This is a genomic window from Metapseudomonas boanensis (genome assembly GCF_018704125.1).
Classification (GTDB): Bacteria; Pseudomonadota; Gammaproteobacteria; order Pseudomonadales; family Pseudomonadaceae; genus Metapseudomonas; species Metapseudomonas boanensis.
The window spans coordinates 373749-397067 of sequence record NZ_JAGTIS010000001.1; the positions used below are offsets into that span (position 1 = coordinate 373749).

27 protein-coding genes are annotated in these 23319 nt (G+C 61.3%); 15 read left to right on the forward strand and 12 right to left on the reverse strand.

All coding sequences use genetic code 11. The annotated features are described in order from the left end of the window. Nucleotides 1-25: 25 nt before the first annotated feature. Both J7302_RS01765 and thpR read right to left on the reverse strand, forming a co-directional pair. On the reverse strand, nt 26-970 hold the full coding sequence (locus J7302_RS01765) for a triacylglycerol lipase (protein WP_215369508.1): 945 nt from the start codon (nt 968-970) through the stop codon (nt 26-28). 202 nt (nt 971-1172) lie between these two features. Further along, the gene (gene thpR, locus J7302_RS01770; protein ID WP_215369510.1) at nt 1173-1703 is read right to left on the reverse strand and encodes an RNA 2',3'-cyclic phosphodiesterase; all 531 of its coding nucleotides are present in this window, start codon (nt 1701-1703) and stop codon (nt 1173-1175) included. 196 nt (nt 1704-1899) lie between these two features. Between thpR and J7302_RS01775 the strand changes: the two genes are divergently transcribed. Next, nucleotides 1900-2208, forward strand: a complete 309-nt coding sequence (locus J7302_RS01775; RefSeq protein ID WP_215369512.1) for a class I SAM-dependent methyltransferase — start codon at nt 1900-1902, stop codon at nt 2206-2208. A gap of 6 nt (nt 2209-2214) precedes the next feature. Here the strand turns inward: J7302_RS01775 and greB are convergent, their stop codons facing one another. From greB to J7302_RS01790, 3 genes are read right to left on the reverse strand one after another with little or no spacing between them, the layout of a single operon-like run. Further along, nucleotides 2215-2712: a transcription elongation factor GreB gene (gene greB / locus J7302_RS01780; RefSeq protein WP_215369514.1), complete on the reverse strand. Its 498-nt coding sequence runs from the start codon at nt 2710-2712 to the stop codon at nt 2215-2217. 34 nt (nt 2713-2746) lie between these two features. Beyond that, the gene (locus J7302_RS01785; RefSeq protein ID WP_215369516.1) at nt 2747-5251 is read right to left on the reverse strand and encodes an ABC transporter permease; all 2505 of its coding nucleotides are present in this window, start codon (nt 5249-5251) and stop codon (nt 2747-2749) included. Continuing rightward, entirely contained in the window at nt 5251-5934 is a 684-nt protein-coding gene (locus J7302_RS01790; protein WP_215369525.1) for an ABC transporter ATP-binding protein, read from the reverse strand. The genes J7302_RS01785 and J7302_RS01790 overlap by 1 nt, the downstream gene beginning before the upstream one ends. A gap of 10 nt (nt 5935-5944) precedes the next feature. Here J7302_RS01790 and J7302_RS01795 point away from each other — a divergent pair, with 10 nt between their 5' ends. The 3 genes from J7302_RS01795 to J7302_RS01805 all read left to right on the forward strand — a co-directional run bounded on the left by J7302_RS01795 (nt 5945) and on the right by J7302_RS01805 (nt 7924). Then, on the forward strand, nt 5945-6550 hold the full coding sequence (locus J7302_RS01795; protein ID WP_215369528.1) for an arylesterase: 606 nt from the start codon (nt 5945-5947) through the stop codon (nt 6548-6550). 56 nt (nt 6551-6606) lie between these two features. Continuing rightward, nucleotides 6607-6888: a hypothetical protein gene (locus J7302_RS01800; RefSeq protein ID WP_215369530.1), complete on the forward strand. Its 282-nt coding sequence runs from the start codon at nt 6607-6609 to the stop codon at nt 6886-6888. A 73-nt stretch (nt 6889-6961) separates the two neighbouring features. Beyond that, nucleotides 6962-7924 (forward strand): L,D-transpeptidase family protein, encoded by a 963-nt coding sequence (locus tag J7302_RS01805; RefSeq protein ID WP_215369533.1) that lies wholly within the window; start codon nt 6962-6964, stop codon nt 7922-7924. Nucleotides 7925-8202: 278 nt separating this feature from the next. Here J7302_RS01805 and oprI read toward each other — a convergent pair whose 3' ends face one another. Next, a complete protein-coding gene (oprI, locus tag J7302_RS01810) occupies nt 8203-8454 on the reverse strand; it encodes an outer membrane lipoprotei OprI (protein ID WP_215369536.1) in 252 nt (83 codons plus the stop codon). A 427-nt stretch (nt 8455-8881) separates the two neighbouring features. Between oprI and J7302_RS01815 the strand changes: the two genes are divergently transcribed. Together J7302_RS01815 and J7302_RS01820 are read left to right on the forward strand one after the other, a co-directional pair. Further along, complete coding sequence (locus J7302_RS01815) at nt 8882-10153, forward strand: hypothetical protein (protein ID WP_215369539.1); 1272 nt, start codon at nt 8882-8884, stop codon at nt 10151-10153. Nucleotides 10154-10172: 19 nt separating this feature from the next. After that, the gene (locus J7302_RS01820; protein WP_215369542.1) at nt 10173-10457 is read left to right on the forward strand and encodes a GNAT family N-acetyltransferase; all 285 of its coding nucleotides are present in this window, start codon (nt 10173-10175) and stop codon (nt 10455-10457) included. 64 nt (nt 10458-10521) lie between these two features. Here J7302_RS01820 and J7302_RS01825 read toward each other — a convergent pair whose 3' ends face one another. Next, the gene (locus tag J7302_RS01825; RefSeq protein WP_215369545.1) at nt 10522-11598 is read right to left on the reverse strand and encodes a 3-deoxy-7-phosphoheptulonate synthase; all 1077 of its coding nucleotides are present in this window, start codon (nt 11596-11598) and stop codon (nt 10522-10524) included. Nucleotides 11599-11763: 165 nt separating this feature from the next. Next, on the reverse strand, nt 11764-12174 hold the full coding sequence (locus tag J7302_RS01830; protein WP_215369547.1) for a PilZ domain-containing protein: 411 nt from the start codon (nt 12172-12174) through the stop codon (nt 11764-11766). Between J7302_RS01830 and J7302_RS01835 the strand changes: the two genes are divergently transcribed. From J7302_RS01835 to cysB, 5 genes are all read left to right on the forward strand, one after another. Further along, entirely contained in the window at nt 12173-12559 is a 387-nt protein-coding gene (locus J7302_RS01835) for a YbbN family protein (protein ID WP_215369551.1), read from the forward strand. The genes J7302_RS01830 and J7302_RS01835 overlap by 2 nt on opposite strands. Beyond that, nucleotides 12559-13512 carry a putative 2-dehydropantoate 2-reductase gene (locus J7302_RS01840; protein ID WP_215369553.1) on the forward strand — a complete coding sequence of 318 codons (954 nt, stop codon included), beginning with the start codon at nt 12559-12561 and terminating at the stop codon, nt 13510-13512. Before J7302_RS01835 ends, J7302_RS01840 begins: the two co-directional genes overlap by 1 nt. A gap of 11 nt (nt 13513-13523) precedes the next feature. Further along, nucleotides 13524-14429, forward strand: a complete 906-nt coding sequence (locus tag J7302_RS01845) for a 5'-nucleotidase (RefSeq protein ID WP_215369555.1) — start codon at nt 13524-13526, stop codon at nt 14427-14429. A gap of 44 nt (nt 14430-14473) precedes the next feature. Beyond that, entirely contained in the window at nt 14474-14974 is a 501-nt protein-coding gene (locus J7302_RS01850) for a universal stress protein (RefSeq protein WP_215369558.1), read from the forward strand. Between the two features lie 121 nt (nt 14975-15095). Next, the gene (gene cysB, locus J7302_RS01855) at nt 15096-16070 is read left to right on the forward strand and encodes an HTH-type transcriptional regulator CysB (RefSeq protein ID WP_215369560.1); all 975 of its coding nucleotides are present in this window, start codon (nt 15096-15098) and stop codon (nt 16068-16070) included. Between the two features lie 232 nt (nt 16071-16302). Here cysB and J7302_RS01860 read toward each other — a convergent pair whose 3' ends face one another. Together J7302_RS01860 and J7302_RS01865 are read right to left on the reverse strand one after the other, a co-directional pair. Then, the gene (locus J7302_RS01860) at nt 16303-16650 is read right to left on the reverse strand and encodes a hypothetical protein (RefSeq protein ID WP_215369562.1); all 348 of its coding nucleotides are present in this window, start codon (nt 16648-16650) and stop codon (nt 16303-16305) included. A gap of 3 nt (nt 16651-16653) precedes the next feature. Then, a complete protein-coding gene (locus J7302_RS01865; protein ID WP_215369564.1) occupies nt 16654-17388 on the reverse strand; it encodes a phosphoadenylyl-sulfate reductase in 735 nt (244 codons plus the stop codon). Nucleotides 17389-17576: 188 nt separating this feature from the next. On the opposite strand from J7302_RS01865, the gene thrH reads away from it, so the two are divergent. Beyond that, nucleotides 17577-18194, forward strand: a complete 618-nt coding sequence (gene thrH / locus J7302_RS01870) for a bifunctional phosphoserine phosphatase/homoserine phosphotransferase ThrH (RefSeq protein WP_215369566.1) — start codon at nt 17577-17579, stop codon at nt 18192-18194. 118 nt (nt 18195-18312) lie between these two features. On the opposite strand, the gene pabB is transcribed toward thrH, so the two are convergent. Beyond that, nucleotides 18313-19662, reverse strand: coding sequence for an aminodeoxychorismate synthase component I (gene pabB / locus J7302_RS01875; RefSeq protein ID WP_215369568.1), 1350 nt, complete (start codon nt 19660-19662; stop codon nt 18313-18315). 426 nt (nt 19663-20088) lie between these two features. Between pabB and J7302_RS01880 the strand changes: the two genes are divergently transcribed. Beyond that, nucleotides 20089-20487, forward strand: a complete 399-nt coding sequence (locus J7302_RS01880; protein ID WP_215369569.1) for a hypothetical protein — start codon at nt 20089-20091, stop codon at nt 20485-20487. Nucleotides 20488-20496: 9 nt separating this feature from the next. Next, nucleotides 20497-20658, forward strand: a complete 162-nt coding sequence (locus tag J7302_RS01885; protein WP_215369570.1) for a hypothetical protein — start codon at nt 20497-20499, stop codon at nt 20656-20658. A gap of 178 nt (nt 20659-20836) precedes the next feature. On the opposite strand, the gene J7302_RS01890 is transcribed toward J7302_RS01885, so the two are convergent. Further along, nucleotides 20837-22186, reverse strand: a complete 1350-nt coding sequence (locus J7302_RS01890; protein ID WP_215369571.1) for a class II 3-deoxy-7-phosphoheptulonate synthase — start codon at nt 22184-22186, stop codon at nt 20837-20839. A gap of 284 nt (nt 22187-22470) precedes the next feature. On the opposite strand from J7302_RS01890, the gene J7302_RS01895 reads away from it, so the two are divergent. Continuing rightward, nucleotides 22471-23217 carry a spermidine synthase gene (locus J7302_RS01895; RefSeq protein WP_215369572.1) on the forward strand — a complete coding sequence of 249 codons (747 nt, stop codon included), beginning with the start codon at nt 22471-22473 and terminating at the stop codon, nt 23215-23217. The last annotated feature ends 102 nt before the right edge of the window (nt 23218-23319 follow it).

The following is a 23319-nucleotide window of genomic DNA, read 5'->3' on the forward strand; positions in this document are numbered from 1 at the left end:
GGACCATTCGGCCCCGCTAGGGGGTTCAGAGCCCGTCGTTCTTCAGTCGGTTGGCGTGCTGGCGGTAGACGCTGACCGGGTCTGTTTCGAACAGGCTCGTGAGGCCTAGAGTCTGGTTGACTTCGTCAAGGTGGTTCATCCGGTAGTCGTCGCGGATGACCTTGCCCAGATGGGAGCTGCAGCGGCCCACCAGTCCATCGTTGGCTTCGCCGTTGAAGGGGAGCGATGAGGCACCCAGCAAGAGGTCGCTGACATCCAAGGCATTGGTCAGCGGGCTGGTACCACTCCAGGAGTAATAACGCACCCCGTTGACCTGATAGGCGCCCTCACCGCAAGCGCTGGTCGGGACACCTTGGGGGAAGCTGTCGTTGAACGCCGCCGCGCCCTGGCTGTTGAGCGATTCCAGCGAGCCCAGGGCGTTCTGCTCCAGTTCGCTGTCACTGCCTGAAAGGAAGTTGATCAACGCGCCCAGGCCATTGACGATTCCCGCCAGCAACGCCTCTCCAGCAGAGCCGGGCGGGACCTGGCGGATGAAGTCGGCGGTGGCCGAGCCTTTGTGCGGCGAGCCGACGCTGGTTACCGAGGCTACCAGGTCTGGACGTACGGCAGCCACGTAGCGAATGGTTGGGCCACCGTGGCTGTGGCCGATGAGATTGACCTTTGCTTTGCCGCTGATCGCGACGATTTCCTCGACCTGTTGCAGCAGCTCCTCTCCGCGCGCCTCGGAGGTGTTCAGCTGGCTTACCTCGGTCACGTAGACGCTGGCGCCGTCCTGCCGCAGGGCCGAGGGAATGCCGTACCAGTAATCGACGCCGAGGATGCTATCGAAGCCGAGCATGCCGTGGGTCAGCACTACCGGATACTTGGTCTGGGTATAGCCGCTGGAGCCGAACCAGAAGGCGTGGGTCTGTTCGGAGGCGGCGAGTCCGGCTGCAAGGCTGAGGGCGATCAGTGTCTTGTTCTTGTTCATGTGCTCTCTCGGCTGTTGTCCATATAGGGCCTGGCGGGCGGTTGCACCGCCATTTCAGGGCGTGCGCTGCAAGCAGTGCCGAGGGCAGGAAGCGTGCCACTTTCAAGATATTGGCCTGTGCCGCTCTATCGCGGCGGTTTTCAGGATGTTAACAACCGTTCACTGAAAGATGGCAGCCAGTTCACTGTTACGGGGCGAAACGTCAGGTTGTGGTGATCGGCAATAACGGCCAGCGTCCGAGCGCTTTGTAATGGGTGCCTTTTGCGGTGTTTTCCGAGGCGAACAGGGTGAATTCGCTGATCGGCCAATCGAAGGTTGGGGGTGGGATTGCTGGCAGTGAATGGCAGTGCCGGAAAAGCGTGAGGTGCGGGCGGAAAGCCCGGCTTTCCAGAGTGAACCCGGCTGCGAGCAGTGATTCCTTGAGGCGGTGCTCCAGTTCGGTGAGTTCAGTCGGTAGCTGGCTAGGGGCCAGGTAGAGGAGGCCGTTCTTCCAGCGGGCCAGGCGATCCAGGCAGAGAGTGAACGCCTGTGGCCGCAGGCTTGCCGCAATGGCCTCGAGAACCGGGACCTGGCCGCGCGGTTGTGCGCCAAGAAAGCTCAGCGTCATGTGTAGGTTGCTTTCTGCCACGGGCTTGCCGGCATGCGGGTATTGACTGCGCCAGGTGACGATCTGCGCCGCCAGTTCGGGGGAAAGGGGGAGGGCGAAGAAAAGGCGTAGGGGCGGGGTAGTCATGGGCGGCTCCGACTCTGGGTGGCTGCCTTGACAGTATTGTGCGGGCTTCTCTAGGATGTCGCCCCATGCGCCGATTTAGTCAGCTACTTGCGGGGCGCCGAAGTCTTCACGACATCGAAATACCGCTAAAACGCTGGTTCGGTGTCGCCTCTCACCGCTGCCCAGCGGGACCCGTACGAGGCGGAGACATGACACCATGACCTGTCCCCAACCCCTGATTCGCTTGGCACCCATCACCACTGGGCTGATCCAGCGCAATCCTCGCATTCTGCTCGGCGGTGCTCACCAGCCGACGCTGCTGCGTTATCTCGAAGGCTGGCCCAAGCGTTGGGGCGGTCCACGCAATTTCCTCATCCAGTTTGCCCGCGAAGGGGAGTCCCTGGCGCGCTTTGCCAGCAACAGCTTCGATCTTGCAGTGATCCAGGCTCCGGCAGCCGAGGACCTTCCCGCCGTCGTGGGTGAGCTTGTGCGCGTTGCACGCCAGGGTTTGATTACCCGTAGCTGAACGGGGTCAGGTGTACTCGATTTCTACCAGGAACCAGGTTTTCTCGCCGGTGGGCGTGTTGACCCGCACCTCTACGTCCAGCGCCTTGCCGAGCAGGGCGCGGGCAAGCGGTGAGTCGATACTGATCAGGCCTTGCTTCAAGTCGAGTTCATCCGGGCCAACGATGCGGTAGCGAGTCTGTTCGCCGTCGTCGTCTTCCAGGGTTACCCAGGCGCCGAAATAGACCTTGCCGGGATCGGCAGGTCGCTCGCGCACCACCTTGAGATTTTCCAGGCGCTTGGTAAGAAAGCGAACGCGGCTGTCGATCTCGCGCAGCATCTTCTTGCCATAGGTGTATTCGGCGTTTTCCGAGCGGTCACCCTGGGCGGCGGCCTCGCTGACGGCCTGGGTGACCTTCGGCCTGCGTACATGCCATAGGTCATGCAGCTCTTCACGCAGGCGGGCCTCGCCTTCCGGGGTGATCAATGGAGTTCCGGCGGAACGGGGCGGGCGATAGCGGCTCATGGCGATCCTGTGTCTACGAAGAGAGCGAAGCCTATCAAGCTTCCCGCAATACCGTCAGGGGGCTGGAGTTGAGTGCGCGGCGCGTGCCCAGGATTCCGGCTGCACCGATCACTAACGCACCAATCAATGGCAGTGTCAGTAGCCAGGGGTGTGGCTGCCAATCGAGGTCGAAGGCGAATCGGTAGAGCAGGGCGCTTACCAGTTCGCAGCCTAGCGCTGCGAGCAGGCCGCTACTGGCACCGAGCAGTGCGAATTCTGCCCTGCGCGCCTGCAGCAGCAAGGCCCTTTCGGCCCCAAGGGCGCGCAGCAGTGCGCCTTGTCGAATGCGCTCGTCCAGCGTCGCCTGTAGGCCGGCGAACAGCACCGTCATGCCGGCGGCCAGGACGAATAACAGGACGAACTCCACGGCCAGGGTGACTTGGGCCAGGATGCTGCGCAGCTGGGCGAGGATCGCTTCCACCTGCAACAGAGTTACCGATGGGAAGGAGCGTGCCAGCTCAACCAGCTCGCGATCATGTTGGGGGGGCAGGTAGAAGCTGGTGAGGTAGGTGGCTGGCAGGTCGGCCAGGGTGCCTGGGGCGAAGATCATATAGAAGTTCGGCTGGAAGTTATCCCAGTCGACCTCACGCAGGCTGGTGACCTGGGCGTCGCGCTGCAGGCCACCGACACTGAAGCTGAGTCGGTCGCCCAACTTCAGCCCGAGATTGTTGGCTAGCTTCGCCTCCACGGAAACGCCTGGTAGTCCGTCCTGGGGCTGCTCGCCCCACCAGCGACCGGCGACCAGGCGGTTATCGCTGGGGAGTTGGGCGGCCCAGGTCAGACTTAGGTCGCGCTGCACGGCGCGTTCGCCCTGGGAGTCTTTGCTGACCAGTTGCTTCACGGCCTCGCCGTTGATCGCCGTAAGCCGGCCGGGCACCACCGGATAAAGTGGTGCGGGGTGTGGCGACAAAGCTGCAAGGCGAATGGCAAAGGCTTCCTTCTCGGCAGGTAGGACGTTCAAGGCGAAATGGTTGGGGGCATCGGCTGGCAGCTGGCTTTGCCAGGTATCAAGCAGCTCTGCGCGGAGTAGGGCAATCAATGCCATGGCTAGCAGGATCAGGCCAAATGCCAGTGACTGGCCGGCCGCTGCCAGTGGATGGCGGAGCAGCTGGCCCAGGCCGAGCCGCCAGGGTAGCGTCGCACGTGCAAGCAGTCGGCGCAGGGTCTGAAGGCCGTACAGCAGCAGTCCGCCAAGGAGCAGTGCGGCGACCAGTCCGCCGCCCAATAGTGCCAGGGTGAGTTTCAGGTCGAGGCTCAGGCGCCACATGATCAACGCCAGTGCGATCAGGGCGGCACCATAGACCATCCAGGCGCTGGGTGGCAGCGGGAGCAGGTCGCGTCTTAGCACCCGCAGCGGAGGAACCCGGCCAAGTGCGGCCAACGGCGGCAGGGCGAACCCCGCGAGAGCGAGGAGGCCGGTGGCGATGCCGGCCAGCGCAGGGAGCAGGCCGGCAGCGGGAATCACGGGAGGTAGGAGGCCGTCAAGCAAATGAAACAAAACCGATTGGGTCAGCCAGCCCAGGCCTGCGCCAAGACCGCAGGCCACTATCCCCAGCATGCCTAGTTGTAGCGCATATAGAAATATCGTCTCGCGCCGCGACAGTCCAAGGCAGCGCAACAGGGCGCTGGCATCGAAACGCCGCGTGGCAAAGCGCGTCGCGGAGAGGGCGACGGCGACGCCGGAGAGTAGTACTGCGGCGAGGCTTGCAAGATTCAGATAGCGCTCCGCCCGGGCAAGCGCGCCCCCGATCTGACGATTGCCGTCGCGAGCGTCTTCCAGCCGTTGATTGGCCGCCAGGCCCGGCTCGATGCGGGCCCGGTATTCGGAGAGAGCCTCGCTGGAGCCGCTCCACAGCTCTCGGAAGCGCACCCGGCTGCCGGGCTGGACGATCCCGGTGGCGTCCAGGTCGGCAAGATTGATCAGCACGCGGGGCGTGAGGCTGTAGAAGTCCCCAGCCCGATCCGGCTCGAAGGTCAGTACTCGACTCAGGTGGAACGATTGCTGCCCGACATCGATCCGGTCGCCCGGCTTGAGGCCAAGCGCCGCGAAGAGTCGGGCTTCCGCCCAGGCTTCGCCCGCCTTGGGGCCGCCACCAGGCTGCTCTTCGGCATAGGGCTCTGCGGCACTCTTCAATTCCCCTCGCAAGGGATAGGCCGAATCCACCGCCTTCACGCTGGCCAGCTGGATGCCGGTATCGGCTGCAATGACGCTGGAGAACTCCACCGCTTGGGCGTGGCGCAGGCCCAGTCGCTCGCCGTGCTCAACCTGTTCACGGCTTGCTTGTGAGGTACCACTTAGTACCAGGTCGGCGCCCAGGAACTCGGTGGCCCGCAGCAGCATCGCTGCGTTCAGGCGAGCGCTGAAGTAGCCGATGGCGCTGCTGGCAGCCACGGCGACAAGCAGGGAAAAGAACAGTACCCGCAGCTCACCGCAGCGAACATCCCGCAGCAGTTGCCGTGTAGCCATTGCCACAAGGCGGGCCAGCGACAGGCGCCGCATCAGGGTTCCACAGCCTCGACCAGGCGGCCGGCTTCGAGGCGAATGAGGCGGTGGCATCGATGGGCGAGGCGCTCGTCGTGGGTAACCAGTACGAGGGTGGTCCCGCGCTCCAGATTGAGCTGGAACAGCAGATCGCTGATGCGCTCGCCGGTGTGGCTGTCGAGGTTGCCGGTGGGTTCGTCGGCGAACAGAATATCGGGGTCCGCAGCAAAGGCGCGGGCAATCGCTACCCGTTGCTGTTCACCGCCGGACAGTTGGCGCGGATAGTGGCTGAGGCGCTGGGCCAGGCCGACCCGATCGAGGAGGTCGCGTGCCTTCGAGCGGGCATCGCTGCGGCCCTCCAGCTCCAGCGGCAGCATGACGTTTTCCAGCGCGTTGAGGCTGTCGAGCAGTTGGAAGGACTGGAAAACGAACCCGACATGTTCGGCCCGAACGCGCGCGCGTTGGTCCTCGTCCAGGGTGGACAGAGGTCGACCGGCGAGGCTGATTTCCCCCGTGCTTGGCAGATCCAGCCCGGCGAGCAGACCAAGCAGGGTGGATTTGCCGGAACCGGAGCTGCCCACTATCGCCAGGCTGTCGCCTTTACCGAGGCTGAGAGTGAGGTCATGGAGGATGGTCAGCTCGCCTTCCGCGCTGGGAACCACTTTGCTAAGGTTCCGCGCATCGATAATGCTCGCGCTCATGGAGAATCCAATGCGTGCCTGGTTGTTGGGCGGTTGCCTGGCCCTGTTGCTGCTGGCGCAGGAGGCCATGGCGGGAACCTTGCTGGTAGTCGGCGATAGTATCAGCGCCGCTCTTGGGCTGGAAACCAGCCAGGGGTGGGTCTCCCTGCTGGAAAAGCGCCTTGCGGAGCAGGGGTATCAGCACCGTGTGATAAACGCCTCGATCAGCGGGGATACCAGTGCCGGCGGCCTGGCGCGGCTCCCGGCGCTGCTCGATGAGTACCAGCCGAGCCTGGTGATTATCGAGTTGGGGGGCAATGATGGACTGCGGGGCCAGTCGCCTGCGCAATTGCAACAGAATCTTGCGGGGATGATCGATGGCGTGCGAAGTCGCGGGGCATCAGTGCTGCTTCTGGGGGTGCGTTTGCCACCCAATTATGGGGCGCGCTACACCCGAGCCTTCAGCCAGGTCTACAGCACGTTGGCGGAAGAAAAGCAGGTTTCCCTGGTGCCATTCTTTCTCGAGGGTGTCGGGGGTGTGCCCGATATGATGCAGGCCGATGGCATTCATCCCCAGGCCAAGGCACAACCCAGGTTGCTCGACAACCTCTGGCCGACGCTCAAACCCATGCTTTGATGCTTTTCCCAATGGCGCCTTTCGGATAATGTTGCGCACCATTCCCGGAGTCCTCCATGCCGCGCCCTGCCTGGTCCCTCTTTGCCTATAAAGTGATCGAGCCTGACGAGCAGCTAGACCTGTTCGCCTGTCGCGAGGTGCGCTTGCACCTGGTTGCCCGACAACTAGCGCTCGGCGGGTTTGCTGATCGCACGCTCTGCGGAGGCTTGCTGCCGGCGCAGCCGCGATGGAGTAATCTGGAGCAGCAATCGCTTAGGGATCGACGCCTCTGCGTCAACTGCCGTTCGACCCTCGAAGCTCAACGCCACGGCCAATTGTCGGCCTGGCCTGAATCCTGAGGGCTCCCGGGGGCTGCGCCACCGGTGTACAATCCCGACTCTTTCAATCAGTGAATTTGCCAAGGATTCCCGGATGTTGCCGCGCTTTACTGCCGTCGCCCGCTCTCTGTCGTTAGCATCGCTGCTAGTGGCGGGCCCTGTCGCAGCCCTGGAGCTGCCCCTGCCGCCACCTGGTGAGGACGTCGTCGGCCAGGTCCAGGTGATCAAAGCCAAATACGAAGATACCTTTGCCGATATCGGCACGGCCAATGACCTGGGCTACCTGGAGATGGTGGCGGCCAACCCGGGTGTGGACCCCTGGTTGCCCGGCGCTGGTACCGAGGTGATCCTGCCGACGCGCTACATCCTGCCGCCAGGCCCGCGCGAGGGAATTGTCATCAACCTGGCCGAGTACCGTATGTACTACTTCCCGAAAGGGCAGAATGTGGTGCACACATTCCCGCTGGGTATCGGCCGCGAAGGCTGGGGCTCGCCTATCGCTGCCACCAAGATCACTGCAAAAACTCCGAATCCTGCTTGGTATCCGCCCAAGTCGATTCGTGAGGAACATGCAGCAGACGGCGATCCGCTTCCGACCGTGGTGCCTGCGGGGCCGGATAATCCGCTGGGGCCGTTCAAGTTCACCCTGGGCGTGCCGGGCTACCTGATCCACGGCTCGAACAAGAAGTTCGGCATTGGCATGCGTGTGAGCCATGGCTGCTTCCGCATGCTCAATAACAATGTGTTGGCCTTGGCCTCGATGGCGCCGGTAGGTACCTCGGTACGCATCATCAACGAGCCCTACAAGTTCGGTGTGAGTGGCGGCAAGGTCTACCTTGAAGCCCATGCGCCGCTGGATGATCAGGGCGATCCTTCTGTGGTCGACAAGCACACGGCGGTTATCAACACGCTGCTCAAGCGCGAAGAACTGGCCAACAGCGTTCACCTCGACTGGGAGGTGGTGCGTGAGGTAGTTGCTGCGGAAGATGGTTTGCCGGTCGAGATCGCCGAATCTAATGCCGCAATGTCTGCCAGTGTTCCGGAAACCGATCTCTAACGCGTCTTGTTCGGTGTTGAGAAAGCCCGCTGCCGCGACTGCGCCAGCGGGCTTTTCTTTGAGGCGAACGAAACTATTCCCGTCTGTGGAGATTCTCGTGCGAAGAGTTGGGCGGGGCTAAGTTCCCGGGGAGGCAACCTGACGACAGTGCCGAGGGCGGGGCGGCTGCGGAGGAGATTCTTCCGGCGCTGGGCCGGTCATTGGGCGTCTTGGAAAACTGGCATCAATAAAAAAGCCGATCCAGCTCGCTGGATCGGCTCCATAACCCAGAAGGGCTATTACTTGCGGCTGGCTTTTTCCAGCATACGCAGAGCGCGCTCGTTAGCCTCGTCAGCAGTTTGCTGGGCTTTCTGAGCGGCGGCCAGAGCTTCATCAGCCTTGCGGTAGGCTTCGTCAGCACGGGCTTGAGCGCGAGCAGCTGCGTCTTCGGTAGCAGTCAGACGGGCTTCGGTTTCTTTGGAGACGCTGCTGCAACCGGTGGCCAGAACGGCGGCCAGAGCCAGAGCAGAGAATTTCAGAGCGTTGTTCATCGTGATCCCCTTAAGGTGGACATTTCCATAAAGCAATCTCCCGCGGATGGGAAATTAGCCGGCGTACATACTACCCATAACTTGTAGTAAGTAAACTCACGCTACGCAAGGCAAGCACTTTTTTTTCAGTGTGTTGCGCAGTGTTCGCACAAGTTATAGGTGCACTGGTCAAAAAGCGATCAATCTGATCGTTCTTTGATCAGGCAAAGTTGCAAGTGTAGGCCAGGTCCGGCGATTGCGCCCAAGTAACATTGTGGCCCTTGGTCGCTTCCCTCCTGATGCTGGTGGCGTCTTGTAACTTTCCTATGACAATCGAGAAGTATCTCCGTCTATTCAAATTGCAGCCGTGGTTGCCCTTGCGATGCACTGATAAGCTTGCGCGGCCGTTGATTTCAGTCGCGGCGTGCAGACTTCAAGGACGTTTCTAATGTCGAAGATCCTCAAGTGGGGTGTGCTTTCGGCACTTGCCCTCGCATTGGCCATCAAGTTGTCGTTATGGTGGTCGGTCAGAACCGCCATGGATGACGCGATCAAGCAGCTGCCGCCGTTCATGAATATGAGCTATGGCGGCATAACTTCCTCCCTCGATGGGCGAGTTGGTCTCGAAGACCTCAGGCTCCAGTTCCCGACGCTGGGCGATGCTCTTCAGGTGAAGCATGCCGAACTGAAGTTCAATGGCTTGCGCGAGCTGCTGAGTTTCAGGGAGCGGATGGCTGAGGGTAAGTTTCCCGAGCAGATGGCAATCAGATTCCTGGGTATTACTCTGGATGTGCACGGTGCGCTGATGCAGCAGCTCTACAACGTACCGATTGAACGCAGCGCTTTCACTGCGATGAGCGAGGTTGCATGCGGTCCTGTGCGATTTATCGGGACGAGCGAGTTACTGGACATGGGTTATCGGACACTGGAGACCGATGCAGAGTTCTCCTATCTGTTCCAGCCGGGGGCGCAGAAGCTCAGTCTGAGCCTCATGTCCGACACGCGTGAGATGGGGGCGGTTCGCCTGACGATGTCACTCGCCAACCTGCCGGAAAAGCCGGAAGGGCTGCAAGTGACCCCGCCCCGGCTGTCCAGCCTCGTCCTTGAGTTGAATGACAACCAGTACCAGCGCAAGGTCCAGCAATACTGTGCGAACAAGCTGGGCCAGTCAGTTGGAGATTATCGGCAAACCGCTGTGGCTCAGTTCGATGCAGCGTTGCGTGGCCAAGGTATCGCCCTTGGCCAGCCGTTGTTGGATGCGTACGCCCGATACCTTGAGGAGCCGCGATCCCTGCGTATTGAGGTGTGGCCGACGGAGGGGCTGGAGTGGGATGGATTGCAGTTCTTCGAGGCCAGGGATGTGGTCGCTATGCTGCGGCCGGCCGTGCTGGTGAATCAGGAGGTCGTTCAGCCGATCGAGTTTACTTGGGGCGATTTGGGGGCGCGCAAAGAGCCTGACGCATTGGAGAAAGTCAGCGTTGTGGACGACAATCCACAGTTGCCGCGTGCCTCGCCCCAATATGAGTTCGTCAAAGTCTCTGACTTGCCGAGCTACGCTGGCAAGCGATTGCAGTTCATCACCTTCGATGGCACCTACTATCAGGGTGTATTACACAAGGTGGAGAACGGAAGGGCCTATCTCAGTGTCCAATTTGGTCCGGGATCGGCTGAGATGTTCCTTAGATTGGAAAAGATCGATAAGGTACGGGTAAGGTTTTGATTGTCTTAGAGGAGTTGCGATGAGCGAGGCATTGTCCATTCACCATGACCAGGCTGGCCACCAGTTCGAGACCACCGTGGATGGTCATCGCGCATACCTGGCCTACATGGACTTGGGTAAGCAGACTTTGGACATCTATCGCACCTTCGTGCCCAACGTCCTGCGTGGGCGCGGGATTGCGGCAGCCCTGACCGAGTCAGCCCTGGAGTACGCCGAGGATCATGGATACACCGTGATTCCGTCTTGCTCCTATGTTGAGCGCTACATTGAGCGTCGCCAACGCCAGGCAGAGCGCAACAGCTAAGCTGTGCATCGCGCCATAATGAAAACGCCGGGCAATGCCCGGCGTTTTCATTTTCACACCGGTTTCAGCTGCGCTGACGTTTGGGCAGTACATCCTTGAGCTTTGCATGCATGCTGCGCAGGGCTTTCTCGGTGGTGTCCCAATCGATGCACGCATCGGTAATCGAGACACCGTACTTGAGCTCGCAGAGATCTTTGGGTATGGACTGATTGCCCCAGCCCAGATGGCTTTCCACCATCAGGCCGACAATGGAGTTGTTGCCTTCGAGGATCTGGTTGGCCACGTTGTCCATGACCAGCGGCTGCAGTGCCGGGTCTTTGTTGGAATTGGCGTGGCTGCAGTCGACCATGATGTTTGGGCGAATGCCGGCCTTGGTCAGCTCCTGCTCACAGATGGCAACGCTGACGGAGTCGTAGTTGGGCTTGCCGTTGCCACCGCGCAGCACGACATGGCCGTACGGGTTGCCCTTGGTGGTGACGATGGAGACGCCACCTTCCTGGTTGATGCCCAGGAAACGGTGTGGGCTGGATACGGATTGCAGCGCGTTGATGGCGACAGTCAGGCTGCCGTCGGTACCGTTCTTGAAGCCGACCGCAGAGGACAGGCCGGAAGCCATTTCGCGGTGGGTCTGGGATTCGGTGGTGCGTGCGCCAATAGCCGACCAGCTGATCAGGTCCTGCAGATACTGCGGGGAGATCGGGTCAAGTGCCTCGGTCGCGGTGGGCAGACCTTTCTCGGCGAGGTCGCGCAGGAGTTGGCGACCGATGTGCAGGCCGTCCTGGATCTTGAAGGAGTCATCCAGATAGGGGTCGTTAATCAGGCCCTTCCAGCCAACGGTGGTACGCGGCTTTTCGAAGTACACGCGCATGACCAGGAACAGGGTGTCCGATAGCTCGGCGGCCAGACCTTTGAGGCGGTCGGCATATTCGTGAGCGGCCTTGATGTCGTGGATGGAGCAGGGGCCCACCACGACGAACAGGCGATGGTCCTTGCCGTCCAGGATGTTGCGGATCACCTGGCGACCGTTGGCCACCGTGCTCAGGGCGTCATCGGTCAGGGGGATTTCGCGTTTGAGCTGCTCCGGCGTAATGAGAGTGTCATTGGAGGCAACGTTCAGGTCGTCGATCTGTAAATCAGCCATCGTGCTTTTCATCGGTCCAGGGTCGTCAGGTCACGGGTGCCGGCCGCCAGCGATCCCCGTGTGGCGGAACGCAGCTGTTTGAACGCGGCGGGGAGGGGAACCTTACCGCTTTCCACGCAGGCTCCACAATGGTGAATGGTAGCGTAGACACGGAAATTGCCGGGCCTAGACGGGGAAGAAGTCCGACGCGTGCGCATCAACCCATTCGCGAGCGACAACCTCGACGGGCAAGGGGTGGCCCACCTCGGCCTCGCGCTGCTTGCGGTAATGCTCGATATGGCAGACCTGCTCCACCATGCGCGCGCGGAAAAAGCTCTCTTCGCTGGTGAAGCTGATGCCGATCAGATAGTCCTCCAACTGTTTTCGGCACCACGCCACGATGCCCGTCAGGTGCGCGTGATCCCCGAGCAGGGGGATCTGCAGTTCAATGGCCGTACCCCGGCGGAATGCCCGTGTGGAGTTGCATGCCACCCCGCCGAAGCTGATATCGTGCAGCCGCTGCAAAGGTTGGGAGCCGCGTTTGCTCCGGACCAGCTCTACCGGCATATCGGTGGGATGACGCAGGAATTGACGCATGTTCGCAAACCCCCGGTGCCATGAATCTGGCATCGCTGAGATCAGTATAGTGACCGAGCTGGAGCTGAGTGACCTGGATGCGGATCGTCACCTGCTTGACCTTCCGGGAGCGTCCTTGTTGATCTTTACCACTGTGGGGTGCGCCAGTTGCCGCTGGGCGCGCCGCGAATTGCCGCGTGCGTTACTGCCTGTCGAACGGTTGTGCTGGGTCGACGCAGGGATCAGTGGCGGCCTGGTGCAGCGGTATGAGGTATTCCATCTGCCCGCGATGTTTGTGGTGCGGGATGGCCAATTTCATGGCGCGTTGCGGTCGAGCCTGTACCGCGATGATTTAATTCAAGCGCTGGATCGGGTGCTGTCCCGGCCGGCAGAGGAGCTTCCTTGATGACTACAGGTAAACCGCGCATCGGCATCATTGGTACCGGTGCTATTGGCGGTTTTTATGGCTTGATGCTGGCGCGTGCCGGCTTTGATGTACATTTTCTGCTGCGAAGCGAGTTCCCCGCTGTCTCCGCCCGTGGCTTGCAGCTGAACAGCGCTGTGCATGGCGCACAAGTGTTGCATCCGGTGCAGGCCTATCGCAGTGCGGCCGACATGCCGCCTTGTGATTGGTTGCTGGTGGGGGCCAAGACCACCAGCAATACAGCCCTTGCGCCCGCTATCGTCGATGCTGCGGCTCCCGGCGCCAAAGTACTGTTGCTGCAGAACGGCCTGGCAGTAGAAGACGAATTGCGCCCGCTGCTGCCGGACTCACTGCATCTGCTCGGCGGCCTTTGCTTCATTTGTGCGCATCGTTCAGCCCCTGGTGTGATCGAGCATCAATCGCTCGGTGCGGTCAATCTGGGCTATCACTCCGGGCCGGCGCAAGGTGATGAGGCGCGTATGGCGTTGGTCGAGGAGGGCGCCTCGCTGTTCCGCGCAGCCGGCATCGATTCGTCCGCCGTGGCCAGCCTGGAGCAGGCGCGCTGGCAAAAGCTGGTCTGGAACGTGCCGTACAACGGTTTGGCGGTCCTGTTGAATGCCGGGACCACTGCGCTGATGGCCAATCCTGACAGCCGCGCGCTGATCCAGACGCTGATGCAGGAGGTCGTAGATGGCGCTGCGGCATGCGGCCATCGTGTTCCTGACAACTTCGCAGCCAAGTTGCTTGCGGGCACGGACCGGATGCCGGACTACCTGCCCAGCATGTATCACGATTTCATCCAGCATCGGCCTCTTGAGCTTCATGCCATCTACGAGGCACCGCTTGCTGCCGCGGCTGGCGTCGGGTTCGAGATGCCGCAGGTGCGAGCGCTGTACCAGGCGCTACGCTTCCTTGACGCACGTAACCACGACTGAGGGCAAATCCTATGGGCGCGGGATTGGGTGACAAGCTGGTGCTGGCAATCTCATCGCGGGCGCTGTTCGACCTCGATGAAAGTCATTCGATCTATGAATCGCAGGGCATAGCGGCCTATCGCCAGTATCAGATTGACCATGAGGAGGAGGTGCTTGCCCCCGGCGATGCCTTTCCCCTGGTCCAGAAGCTGCTGGCGATCAATGAGGCGCTCGAACAGCCCCGCGTCGAGGTCATCCTGGTATCGCGCAATAGCGCTGATACCGGGTTGCGCGCATTCAATTCGATCCAGCACTACGGGCTGGCAATTTCCCGGGCTGCCTTTGTCGGCGGGCGCAGCCCTGAGCCTTATCTGAGGGCCTTTGGTTGCCACCTGTTTCTCTCCACTCATGCCGATGATGTGCGTAATGCCCTGCAAAGTGGCTATGCCGCGGCGACCATCCTTTCGGGTGGCCCACGCCGTGCAGCCAGTAACGAGCTTCGCATCGCATTCGACGGAGATGCGGTGTTGTTTTCCGATCATTCGGAGCGTATCTATCAGCGTGGTGGTCTGGAGGCGTTTCAGGCTCATGAACGCGATGCCGCCCGCGCACCGCTGGATGGCGGGCCTTTCAAACCCTTCCTGGCCGCCCTCAATCGGCTCCAGCAGGAGTTCCCGCCGGAGGCGTGTCCCATTCGCACAGCTTTGGTGACGGCCCGGTCGGCCCCAGCCCACGAGCGGGTCATACGCACGTTGCGCGAATGGGACATCCGCCTGGATGAGTCCTTCTTCCTTGGTGGTCTGGAGAAAGCGGCCATTCTCGAGACGTTCGGTGCTGACGTTTTCTTCGACGATCAGGCAGGACATTGCGAAAAAGCCCGTGAAGTCGTCGCTACCGGGCATGTTCCTCATGGCGTGAGCAACGAGCCGCAGTTCTGACTAAGCTCTTTTGAGGCCCGCCAAGAAAGGCAGTAGGAGGCCTCATGATCCACTCGATTCTCTATGCGACGGACCTCGGTCTCTACGCCCCTTATGTTTTGCAACATGCGCTTCACATGGCCAGGGCTTTCAACGCCCAGCTCTACGTGGTCCACGCGGTCGAGCCCCTTGGCTTGTTCGCTGAGTCCGTCCTGCAGACCTATCTTGACGACGACACCCTGAAAGAGCTCCGTGCCAAGGGCTTGGGCACCGTCATGTCGAGCATCGAGCAGCGTGTGCTCGAAGGGTTTCGCGATGAGATGGGGGAAGCCTTGCAGGATCTTGACCTGATCCGTGCGGTTCGCGTGGTTCAGGGCGACCCGCCGCAGGTGATTCTGGAGGAAGTGCAGAAGCTTTCGGTCGATCTGCTGGTCGTTGGCAGTCACAGCCATGGTGCGGCGCTTGATACCCCCTTGGGGAGGACTGCTGCGCGGCTCGTGCAGCTTTCCGAAGTGCCGGTCTACCTTGTGCCGATGCTTCAGCACCGTGGTCGAGGCGAGTTCTGAAAGCCGTTTGGACGAATGGCGTGCAAAACAGAAAAAAACGTCTAGTTTTATTCTTCGAACCATTAATATGGTTATAAACGCCGCTGAACTCCTGCGTCGTCATTCGTTTTGAGGATCGCTTATGAAGCTCCAGCAACTGCGCTACATCTGGGAAGTGGCGCACCACGACCTGAACGTGTCCGCTACTGCGCAAAGTCTCTACACCTCGCAGCCGGGCATCAGCAAACAGATTCGCCTGCTGGAGGATGAACTCGGGGTCGAGGTGTTTGCACGCAGTGGCAAGCATCTCACCCGCGTGACTCCGGCAGGGGAACGCATCATCACGACGGCGGGAGAAATCCTGCGCAAGGTCGAAAGCATCAAGCAGATAGCCCAGGAGTTCTCCAATGAGAAGAAGGGCACCCTGTCCATCGCCACCACCCATACCCAGGCGCGCTATGCGCTACCGCCGGTGATTGGCAATTTCATCAAGCAGTATCCGGACGTCGCCCTGCACATGCATCAGGGTACGCCCATGCAGATTGCCGAGATGGCGGCTGACGGCACGGTCGACTTTGCGATCGCCACCGAGGCGCTGGAGCTGTTCGGTGACTTGGTGATGATGCCCTGCTATCGCTGGAATCGTTGTGTCATCGTGCCTCAGGGGCACCCGCTGGCCAAGCTGCCGAAGTTGACGCTCGAGGCGCTGGCCGAGTACCCCATCGTGACCTACGTGTTCGGTTTTACCGGGCGCTCGAAGCTGGACGAAGCATTCAGCCACCGCGGGCTGACCCCAAAAGTTGTATTCACCGCCGCCGACGCCGACGTGATCAAGACCTATGTACGCCTCGGCTTGGGAGTTGGGATCGTTGCCAAGATGGCGGTAGACACCAAGCTGGATAGCGACCTGGTGGTGCTGGATGCCAGTGAACTGTTCGAAGCCAGCGTGACCAAGATCGGTTTCCGCCGTGGCACCTTCCTGCGTGGCTTCATGTGTGACTTCATCGAGAAGTTCGCGCCGCACTTGACGCGTGAAATGCAGGCCAAGGCCATCCAGTGCCACAACAAGGCAGAGCTGGATGAGCTGTTTCACGATGTGAAGTTGCCGACCTACTGAACGCTGCTCCCCAGCACCTGAACATCCCGGCAGAAGCCGTAATGCTATTCACATAAGAAAAAACGCCGCTTGGCCCTCAGCGGGAAAGCGGCGTTATTGGGTTTGGCGCCATCAAGAACTCGGCGTCCCCACCCGCTCCTACGGGGGCCTTCAGCATCATCGTCGAAGCCTCAACAGCTGACGCAGACATCGCCTAAGTGAGCAGCGTTACGGCAGATGCCGAGCTTTTCGTTCAGGGCAGGTCCTGTCCGTCGCGTCCGGCCAACTGCTTGAACTGTTCACGCTCGGCATCGGCAGCCGGGGGCGAAGTTGGTTGCAGGACGTCGCGCACCAGGGCCAGGAAGACCGTGTAGATCTGCTCGCGGCCGTCGTCATGGCGTACCACGAAAAACGGTGCCGTATCCACACCGTAGTGTTGCGCGACCATCCAGCCGGGACTCGAAGGGTCGCGCTCATCCACCACCAGGATGCGGTCGATCCGTCCCGTATGACCGCCGCGCTCCAAGCGTTCCATCACGTCCCGGCACTTGCGGCAATCCTGGCCGTCGGCCAGGACCTTTTTCACCAAGGTGATCCGCACGGATCAGGCCTTGCTGATCAGGTTTCCGGCGTGCAGGCCGCACTCCTTCTGCGTGGCTTCTTCCCACCACCAGCGCCCTTCGCGTTCGTGCTGATTGGGCAGAACGGGGCGGGTGCAGGGTTCGCAGCCGATGCTGATGAAGCCGCGTTCATGCAGCGGGTTGTAGGGGATTTCCAGCATACGGATGTAGGCCCAGACTTCCTCGCTGCTCATTTGCGCGAGAGGGTTGAACTTGTACAGCGGCTTTTCCGGTGTCGAGAAGGCACCGTCCAGTTCCAGGGCGGCCACTTGGGAGCGGGTGCCCGGGCTCTGGTCGCGACGTTGTCCGGTCGCCCAGGCCTTTACCGTCGACAGCTTGCGCTTGAGCGGTTCGATCTTGCGGATGCCGCAGCATTCGCCGTGGCCATCCTTGTAGAAGCTGAACAGACCCTTTTCCTTGACGAAGGGTTCCAGCAGGCGCGGATCGGGTGATACCACCTCGATGGTGATGCCGTAGTGCTCGCGCACCTGTTCGATGAAACGGTAGGTCTCAGGATGCAGCCGGCCGGTATCGAGGCTGAAGACCTTGACGTTCTTGTTGAGTTTCCACGCCATGTCCACCAGGACCACGTCCTCGGCGCCGCTGAAGGAGATCCACAGGTCATCGCCAAAAGACTCGAAGGCGAGCTTCAAGATGTCCTGGGGCGACTTGTTGGCATAGGCCGCCGCGAGTTCGGCGACATCGAAGGTTTGGCTCATCAGGCTGGCTTCCTAGTTGTAATGGCGCGGGGCGCTCTATCGTCGGCATGTTAGCAAATAGGATTTATGCTCCTAAATAACTAACGGGAAGCACTACTGCGTGCTTTGGCTATAAGGCCCGCGTTGCGCCGGCCCGGGTGAGCAGATAGAGTGCCGCCTTCTCACAAAAATCAAACGGGGAATTGCTCGTGGAAATCGCCTGTCTCGACCTTGAAGGTGTTCTCGTTCCGGAAATCTGGATCGCTTTCGCGGAAAAAACCGGAATCGAAGCGCTCAAGGCGACCACCCGGGATATCCCGGACTACGACGTGCTGATGAAGCAGCGCCTGCGTATCCTCGACGAGCATGGCCTGAAACTGTCCGACATCCAGGAAGTCATCGCGACCCTCAAGCCTCTGGATGGCGCTGTGGAGTTCGTGGACTGGCTGCGTGAGCGCTTCCAGGTGGTGATTCTTTCCGACACTTTCTACGAGTTCTCGCAGCCGCTGATGCGGCAGCTCGGCTTTCCGACGTTGCTGTGCCATCGCCTGATCACCGACGAGACCGATCGCGTGGTGGGTTACCAGTTGCGCCAGAAGGACCCCAAACGTCAATCCGTGATCGCCTTCAAGAGTCTTTATTACCGCGTCATTGCGGCAGGTGACTCGTACAACGACACCACCATGCTCAGCGAGGCGCACAACGGGATCCTGTTCCACGCCCCTGAGAACGTGATTCGCGAGTTCCCGCAGTTCCCGGCAGTCCACACCTACGAAGACCTCAAGAGCGAGTTCATCAAAGCCTCCAGCCGCTCGCTGAGCCTCTGAGTGCCCGTCTGTGAAAAAGCCCGCGATAGCGGGCTTTTTCATTTCTGGCATGGACTGCCCATCGAGGTGTGGGGTGGGGCAGGTGCAGGCCTCAGGAACACGCTCTCAGGTGCGGCCCTCAGCCCTCCAGCGCTTCCAGCGTCTCCAGCAGGACCTTCACCTTGGTGATGGACTCCTGGTATTCCGCCTGCCAATCGGAGTCGGCAACGATGCCGCCGCCACCCCAGCAACTGGCCTGGCCGTCCTTGACCAGGACCGTGCGAATGGCAATCGAACTGTCGAGCTCGCCACGTACGTCCAGATAGAGCAGGGAACCGCAGTAGATCGAGCGGCGCGTCGGCTCCAGCTCATCGATGATCTGCATGGCCCGGATCTTTGGCGCGCCGGTGATGGAGCCGCCCGGGAAGCTGCCAGCGATCAGATCCAGCGCGTCCTTGCCGGGCGCCAGATGGCCGGTAACGCTGCTCACCAGATGATGCACGTTGGGGTAGCTCTCAAGGGCGAAGAGTTCTGGAACCCGAACCGATCCCGTGGCGCAACTGCGACCCAGATCGTTGCGCAGCAGGTCGACGATCATCAGGTTCTCGGCGCGGTCCTTGCGGCTGGCCAGCAGCTCGTCCGCTTGCGCCTGGTCTTCCTCTGGCATGAGCCCCCGAGGACGTGTGCCTTTGATTGGCCGGGTTTCCACCTGGCCCTGGCTGACCTTGAGGAAGCGCTCTGGTGACAGGCTGAGGATGGCGCCACCACCAGATAAGACCTGGTAGCCCGCGAATGGCGTGGGGCATGCCTGACGCAGGGCCTGGTAGGCCGTCCATGGATCCCCTTCGCAGGGCGCCTGGAAACGCTGGGTGAAGTTCACCTGGTAGCAGTCGCCTGCCTGGATATAGGCCTGCACGCGCTCGATCGCATTCCTGTATTGCGCTTCAGCCAGGTTCCTGGCGAATGGTGCCGTCAACCGGAACGGGCCAGTCGCTGAGGTGCAGGGTTCGCTGAATAGTGCGATCAACCGCTGGCGTTCGGCTTGGGCCAGGCTCGGGTGGAACACCAGCTGGCTGGTGCGTGCCTGGTGATCAGTGACCAAGGCCCAGGCATACAGCCCGATGCCTGCATCGGGCAGCAGGAGGTCGTCGCGGGACTGCTGAGGCAGCTGCTCAAGGCGACGACCGAAGTCGTAGGCCAGGTAGCCGATCAGTCCGCCGACGAACGGTAGCTCGACGCCATTGGGTGGCGATGCCTCCCCAAGGCCGGCCAGGGCCTCGCGCAGGCGCTGAATGAAGTCGTTGGCCGATTCATTAGGTAGTGGCGCTAACTCTGCCAATGGCCAGGCACTGAATAGGTCATAGCGTCCACGGCAGGCCACTGGACGGCCGGCATCCAGCAAGACGGCGCCGGGTGCCGAACGGAGCAGGGCAAAGCGTTCGCAGGGTGATTCGTGGTAGGGCAGGTAGTGAAGTTGGCAGTCAGGCATATAGGGACGCAGGCTGGACGCAAGAGCGAATTCTAGTCTGCCTCCAGTATTGATCCTAGAGCCTTTTCTCAAGTTTGCGCGGCAAATGCATTCTGATAGTTATGTACCAATCCGACGGAGAAGCACCTTCGTTCCAGAACGATAACGACATACGGATTCAGGCTTTGGACGCAGTCCTCAACCCCGTTGCAGGTAGCCTTCAGTATTCGAAACTCATAACTCCCCCGACTATTTGCCGAGACCGCAGGTCCAGGCTGCCTTGGCCGCTCATCCCCATGCGCGGCTGTTGTTGTTCTCCGCCCTCGCCGGTTTTGGCAAGAGCACTGCCCTGGCGGCCCTGGCCGAAGCGTGTCGGGTGGGCTTGCACTGCGGTAGCCGGACCCCCGGCATTTCTCGCTGGCTGTTGGCAGCTGCTCGCTGCTGCCGTTGAACTCCGCCACTTCGGGGGCCAAGGGCTGGCTTCTGGAGTTCGGTCGCGACGAGTTGCGTCTGTCCGTCAACGAGACCCGTGAGTACCTGGAGCGGATGGGCCGGCAATTGGATGATGCCGCACTGACCGCTTTGCATAGCCATACCGAAGGGTGGGTGATTGGTGGGCAGCAGGCCAGCCTCCGGCTCCGACACCAGCCCCATGCCGCTGAACAGATGGATCGCCTCGGCAGCGGTCAGAGACCCTTCAGCCAATACCTGCTCGCCAACGTCTTCGGGCAACTCTCCGCAGAGATGCAGGGTGTGCTGCTGGCCCTCGGGATTGCCAGCCAGTTGAGCGGTGACCTGGCCAACGCCTTGACCGGCCGCCGGGACGGTCAGGAGCTGTTGGAATGACCGAAATCCATGCAGCTGTTCCCGCTGTCGCTGGGCCGTGAGCGGCAGTGGTATTGCTTGCATCACCTGTTTGCCGAGTTCCTCCGTGGTCGCCTGAAAACCAGCGATCCGGAGCGCTTCAAACAACTCCACTTCAACGCCAGCCTGTGGTTCACCCATCACAATGGATGAAGATCACGGCTTGATCACTCTGGACAGCAAGCCGTCCAAGCGGTCCTTGCAGGGGGTGGCGCTGAGCGAGTCTGGGCTGCAGGTCCACGAGCATGCGGAGCAGGGCTCGATCGAGCAGGCGATCGTACGTTAAACACTGAATCTGCAGCCCTTGGGCAAGGGCTGCGACAGGCGTCCATCAGCGACGAATCTGCTTCAGGGTTTCGGCGATCAGGAAGGCCAGCTCCAGGGACTGGTCGGCGTTCAAGCGCGGGTCGCAATGGGTGTGGTAACGGTCGGAGAGGCCGTCTTCGGTAATCGGACGGGCGCCGCCGATGCACTCGGTGACGTTCTGCCCGGTCATCTCAATGTGGATGCCGCCGGCATGGCTGCCCTCGGCCTGGTGCACTTGGAAGAACTGCTTGACCTCTTCGAGGATGCTGGCGAAATCGCGAGTCTTGTAGCCGCTGGATGCCTTGATGGTGTTGCCGTGCATCGGGTCGGAGCTCCAGAGCACCTTGCGACCTTCGCCCTGGACGGTGCGGATCAGTCGCGGCAGGTGCTCGCCGACCTTCTCGGCACCCATGCGCACGATCAGGTTCAGGCGGCCGGGATCGTTGTCCGGGTTGAGGATATCGATCAGGCGGATCAGCTCGTCACTGTCCATGCTCGGACCGACCTTGACCCCAATGGGGTTGCCGACGCCGCGCAAGAACTCGACATGAGCGCCGTCCAGCTGGCGCGTGCGGTCGCCGATCCACAGCATATGCGCGGAGCAGTCGTACCAGTCGCCGGTGAGGCTGTCACGGCGCACGAAGGCCTGTTCGTAGTTCAGCAGGAGGGCTTCGTGGGCGGTGAAGAAGCTCGCTTCACGTAGTTGCGGTGCGCTGTCCAGACCGCAGGCGCGCATGAAGGCCAGGCTCTCATCGATGCGGTCGGCCAGCTGGCTGTACTTTTCGGTCAGCGCCGAGTTGGCGATGAAGTCGAGGTTCCACTGGTGGACCTGGTGCACGTCAGCGAAGCCGCCCTGGGCGAAGGCGCGCAGCAGGTTGAGGGTGGCCGTGGCCTGGTGATAGGCGTGCAGCAAGCGTTCTGGATCGGGCACCCGGCTGACCGGGTCGAAGCCGATACCGTTGACGATATCGCCACGGTAGGCGGGCAGGGTGACCTCCCCCTGGGTCTCGTTGCCAGAGGATCGCGGCTTGGCGAACTGGCCGGCCATACGCCCGACTTTCACCACTGGGCAGCCGGCGGCGAAGGTCATGACAATCGCCATCTGCAGCAGCACCTTGAAGGTGTCGCGAATCTTCGCAGCGGAGAACTCGGCGAAGCTTTCCGCGCAGTCGCCACCTTGCAGCAGGAAGGCCCGGCCTTCGGTGACTTCGGCGAACTGCCGACGAAGCTCCCGCGCCTCACCCGCGAACACCAGCGGCGGGTAGCTCGCCAGGGTCTGCTCGACATGCGCCAGTTTGTCGGCATCCGGGTATTCGGGCTGCTGCTGGATGGGTTTGTCCCTCCAGCTCTCGGGGCTCCAGTCTTGGCTGTTCATCAGGGTCTCGATACGGCTGCTTGCGGGGAATGCGCCATGTTAACCGATTGACCTGGGCCACGTGGGGCTGCGAGTGTCGCTGCGGCGTAGGTGAGCGCATACCTGCTGGAGATGTCCTTGGCGCTGGTATCCTATTCGGGCTTTCTTCAGGCAGCTGTGGCTGACTGGGTGATGGCGGGACTAAGCCGGCAGCGATGATTCTGGCTTCAATGGCAATTGGCGCCTGATATGGCGCCGCGCTGGTGCTCGCTAGCGGCATCGGCCTTGAGTGGGATGGAATTGTGATGTCCGAGGAGCGTCTGCTCGCGGAAGTGCGCGATGATTTCGGTGTGATCCGGGTATTCGAGGTGGGCGATTATCGCGTCCTCGAGTTCGGCGAGGCCGTGGAGCAGAGTTGTGTGTTTACGGCTGATCCCAGCTGGCTCGAATACGACTACACCCGCGCGATGCTTATTGGCGCGCTGTGCCACGAGGCGCCAGAGACGGCGCTGTTCCTTGGCCTGGGGGCCGGGACCCTGACCCAGGCCTGCCTCAAGTTTCTGCCGCTCGACGACGTCGAGGTCATCGAACTGCGCCCGGACGTGCCCCGCCTGGCCATGGAGTACATGGGCCTGACGGATGATCCGCGCCTGTACCTGCGAATCGGTGATGCCCTCGAACTATTACCCAGCGCTGAGCCGGCCGACCTGATCTTCGTTGATCTCTATACCGACCATGGGCCTGGGGTAGGGCATCTGGCCTGGGATTTCCTCGGTGCTTGCCAGAAACGCCTCAGCCCCGGAGGCTGGCTGGTGATCAACCAATGGGCCGCAGATGACGGCAAACCCCTCGGCGCGGCCCTGCTACGGGGACTGTTCCATCGGCATTACTGGGAGTGCCCGGTGAAGGAAGGCAACGTCATCCTCATCGTGCCGGCCGATCTTGATCAGCAACTGGATCGTGAGGCCCTGAATGCAAGGGCAGAAGCCCTGGCGCCAAGGCTGGGCTACTCCCTGCAGCCCTTGCTGGACGTGCTGCGCGAGGCGAGCTGAGGCTTGGCGGACTGTGCTGTGGGTGCGGACTCATTCGCAAGGGGCTGCGCAGCAGCCCCCAGTCTTGAAAGGCATTCCTTCGGACTGCTTGGCGAATGACTT

Bases quoted from the DNA above. Each gene is read 5' to 3' on its own strand.
- J7302_RS01765 (WP_215369508.1), bottom strand. From the start codon at position 970: ATGAACAAGAACAAGACACTGATCGCCCTCAGCCTTGCAGCCGGACTC.
- thpR (WP_215369510.1), bottom strand. From the start codon at position 1,703: ATGACTACCCCGCCCCTACGCCTTTTCTTCGCCCTCCCCCTTTCCCCC.
- J7302_RS01775 (WP_215369512.1), top strand. From the start codon at position 1,900: ATGACCTGTCCCCAACCCCTGATTCGCTTGGCACCCATCACCACTGGG.
- greB (WP_215369514.1), bottom strand. From the start codon at position 2,712: ATGAGCCGCTATCGCCCGCCCCGTTCCGCCGGAACTCCATTGATCACC.
- J7302_RS01785 (WP_215369516.1), bottom strand. From the start codon at position 5,251: ATGCGGCGCCTGTCGCTGGCCCGCCTTGTGGCAATGGCTACACGGCAA.
- J7302_RS01790 (WP_215369525.1), bottom strand. From the start codon at position 5,934: ATGAGCGCGAGCATTATCGATGCGCGGAACCTTAGCAAAGTGGTTCCC.
- J7302_RS01795 (WP_215369528.1), top strand. From the start codon at position 5,945: ATGCGTGCCTGGTTGTTGGGCGGTTGCCTGGCCCTGTTGCTGCTGGCG.
- J7302_RS01800 (WP_215369530.1), top strand. From the start codon at position 6,607: ATGCCGCGCCCTGCCTGGTCCCTCTTTGCCTATAAAGTGATCGAGCCT.
- J7302_RS01805 (WP_215369533.1), top strand. From the start codon at position 6,962: ATGTTGCCGCGCTTTACTGCCGTCGCCCGCTCTCTGTCGTTAGCATCG.
- oprI (WP_215369536.1), bottom strand. From the start codon at position 8,454: ATGAACAACGCTCTGAAATTCTCTGCTCTGGCTCTGGCCGCCGTTCTG.
- J7302_RS01815 (WP_215369539.1), top strand. From the start codon at position 8,882: ATGTCGAAGATCCTCAAGTGGGGTGTGCTTTCGGCACTTGCCCTCGCA.
- J7302_RS01820 (WP_215369542.1), top strand. From the start codon at position 10,173: ATGAGCGAGGCATTGTCCATTCACCATGACCAGGCTGGCCACCAGTTC.
- J7302_RS01825 (WP_215369545.1), bottom strand. From the start codon at position 11,598: ATGGCTGATTTACAGATCGACGACCTGAACGTTGCCTCCAATGACACT.
- J7302_RS01835 (WP_215369551.1), top strand. From the start codon at position 12,173: ATGTTCGCAAACCCCCGGTGCCATGAATCTGGCATCGCTGAGATCAGT.
- J7302_RS01830 (WP_215369547.1), bottom strand. From the start codon at position 12,174: ATGCGTCAATTCCTGCGTCATCCCACCGATATGCCGGTAGAGCTGGTC.
- J7302_RS01840 (WP_215369553.1), top strand. From the start codon at position 12,559: ATGACTACAGGTAAACCGCGCATCGGCATCATTGGTACCGGTGCTATT.
- J7302_RS01845 (WP_215369555.1), top strand. From the start codon at position 13,524: ATGGGCGCGGGATTGGGTGACAAGCTGGTGCTGGCAATCTCATCGCGG.
- J7302_RS01850 (WP_215369558.1), top strand. From the start codon at position 14,474: ATGATCCACTCGATTCTCTATGCGACGGACCTCGGTCTCTACGCCCCT.
- cysB (WP_215369560.1), top strand. From the start codon at position 15,096: ATGAAGCTCCAGCAACTGCGCTACATCTGGGAAGTGGCGCACCACGAC.
- J7302_RS01865 (WP_215369564.1), bottom strand. From the start codon at position 17,388: ATGAGCCAAACCTTCGATGTCGCCGAACTCGCGGCGGCCTATGCCAAC.
- pabB (WP_215369568.1), bottom strand. From the start codon at position 19,662: ATGCCTGACTGCCAACTTCACTACCTGCCCTACCACGAATCACCCTGC.
- J7302_RS01885 (WP_215369570.1), top strand. From the start codon at position 20,497: ATGCAGCTGTTCCCGCTGTCGCTGGGCCGTGAGCGGCAGTGGTATTGC.
- J7302_RS01890 (WP_215369571.1), bottom strand. From the start codon at position 22,186: ATGAACAGCCAAGACTGGAGCCCCGAGAGCTGGAGGGACAAACCCATC.
- J7302_RS01895 (WP_215369572.1), top strand. From the start codon at position 22,471: ATGTCCGAGGAGCGTCTGCTCGCGGAAGTGCGCGATGATTTCGGTGTG.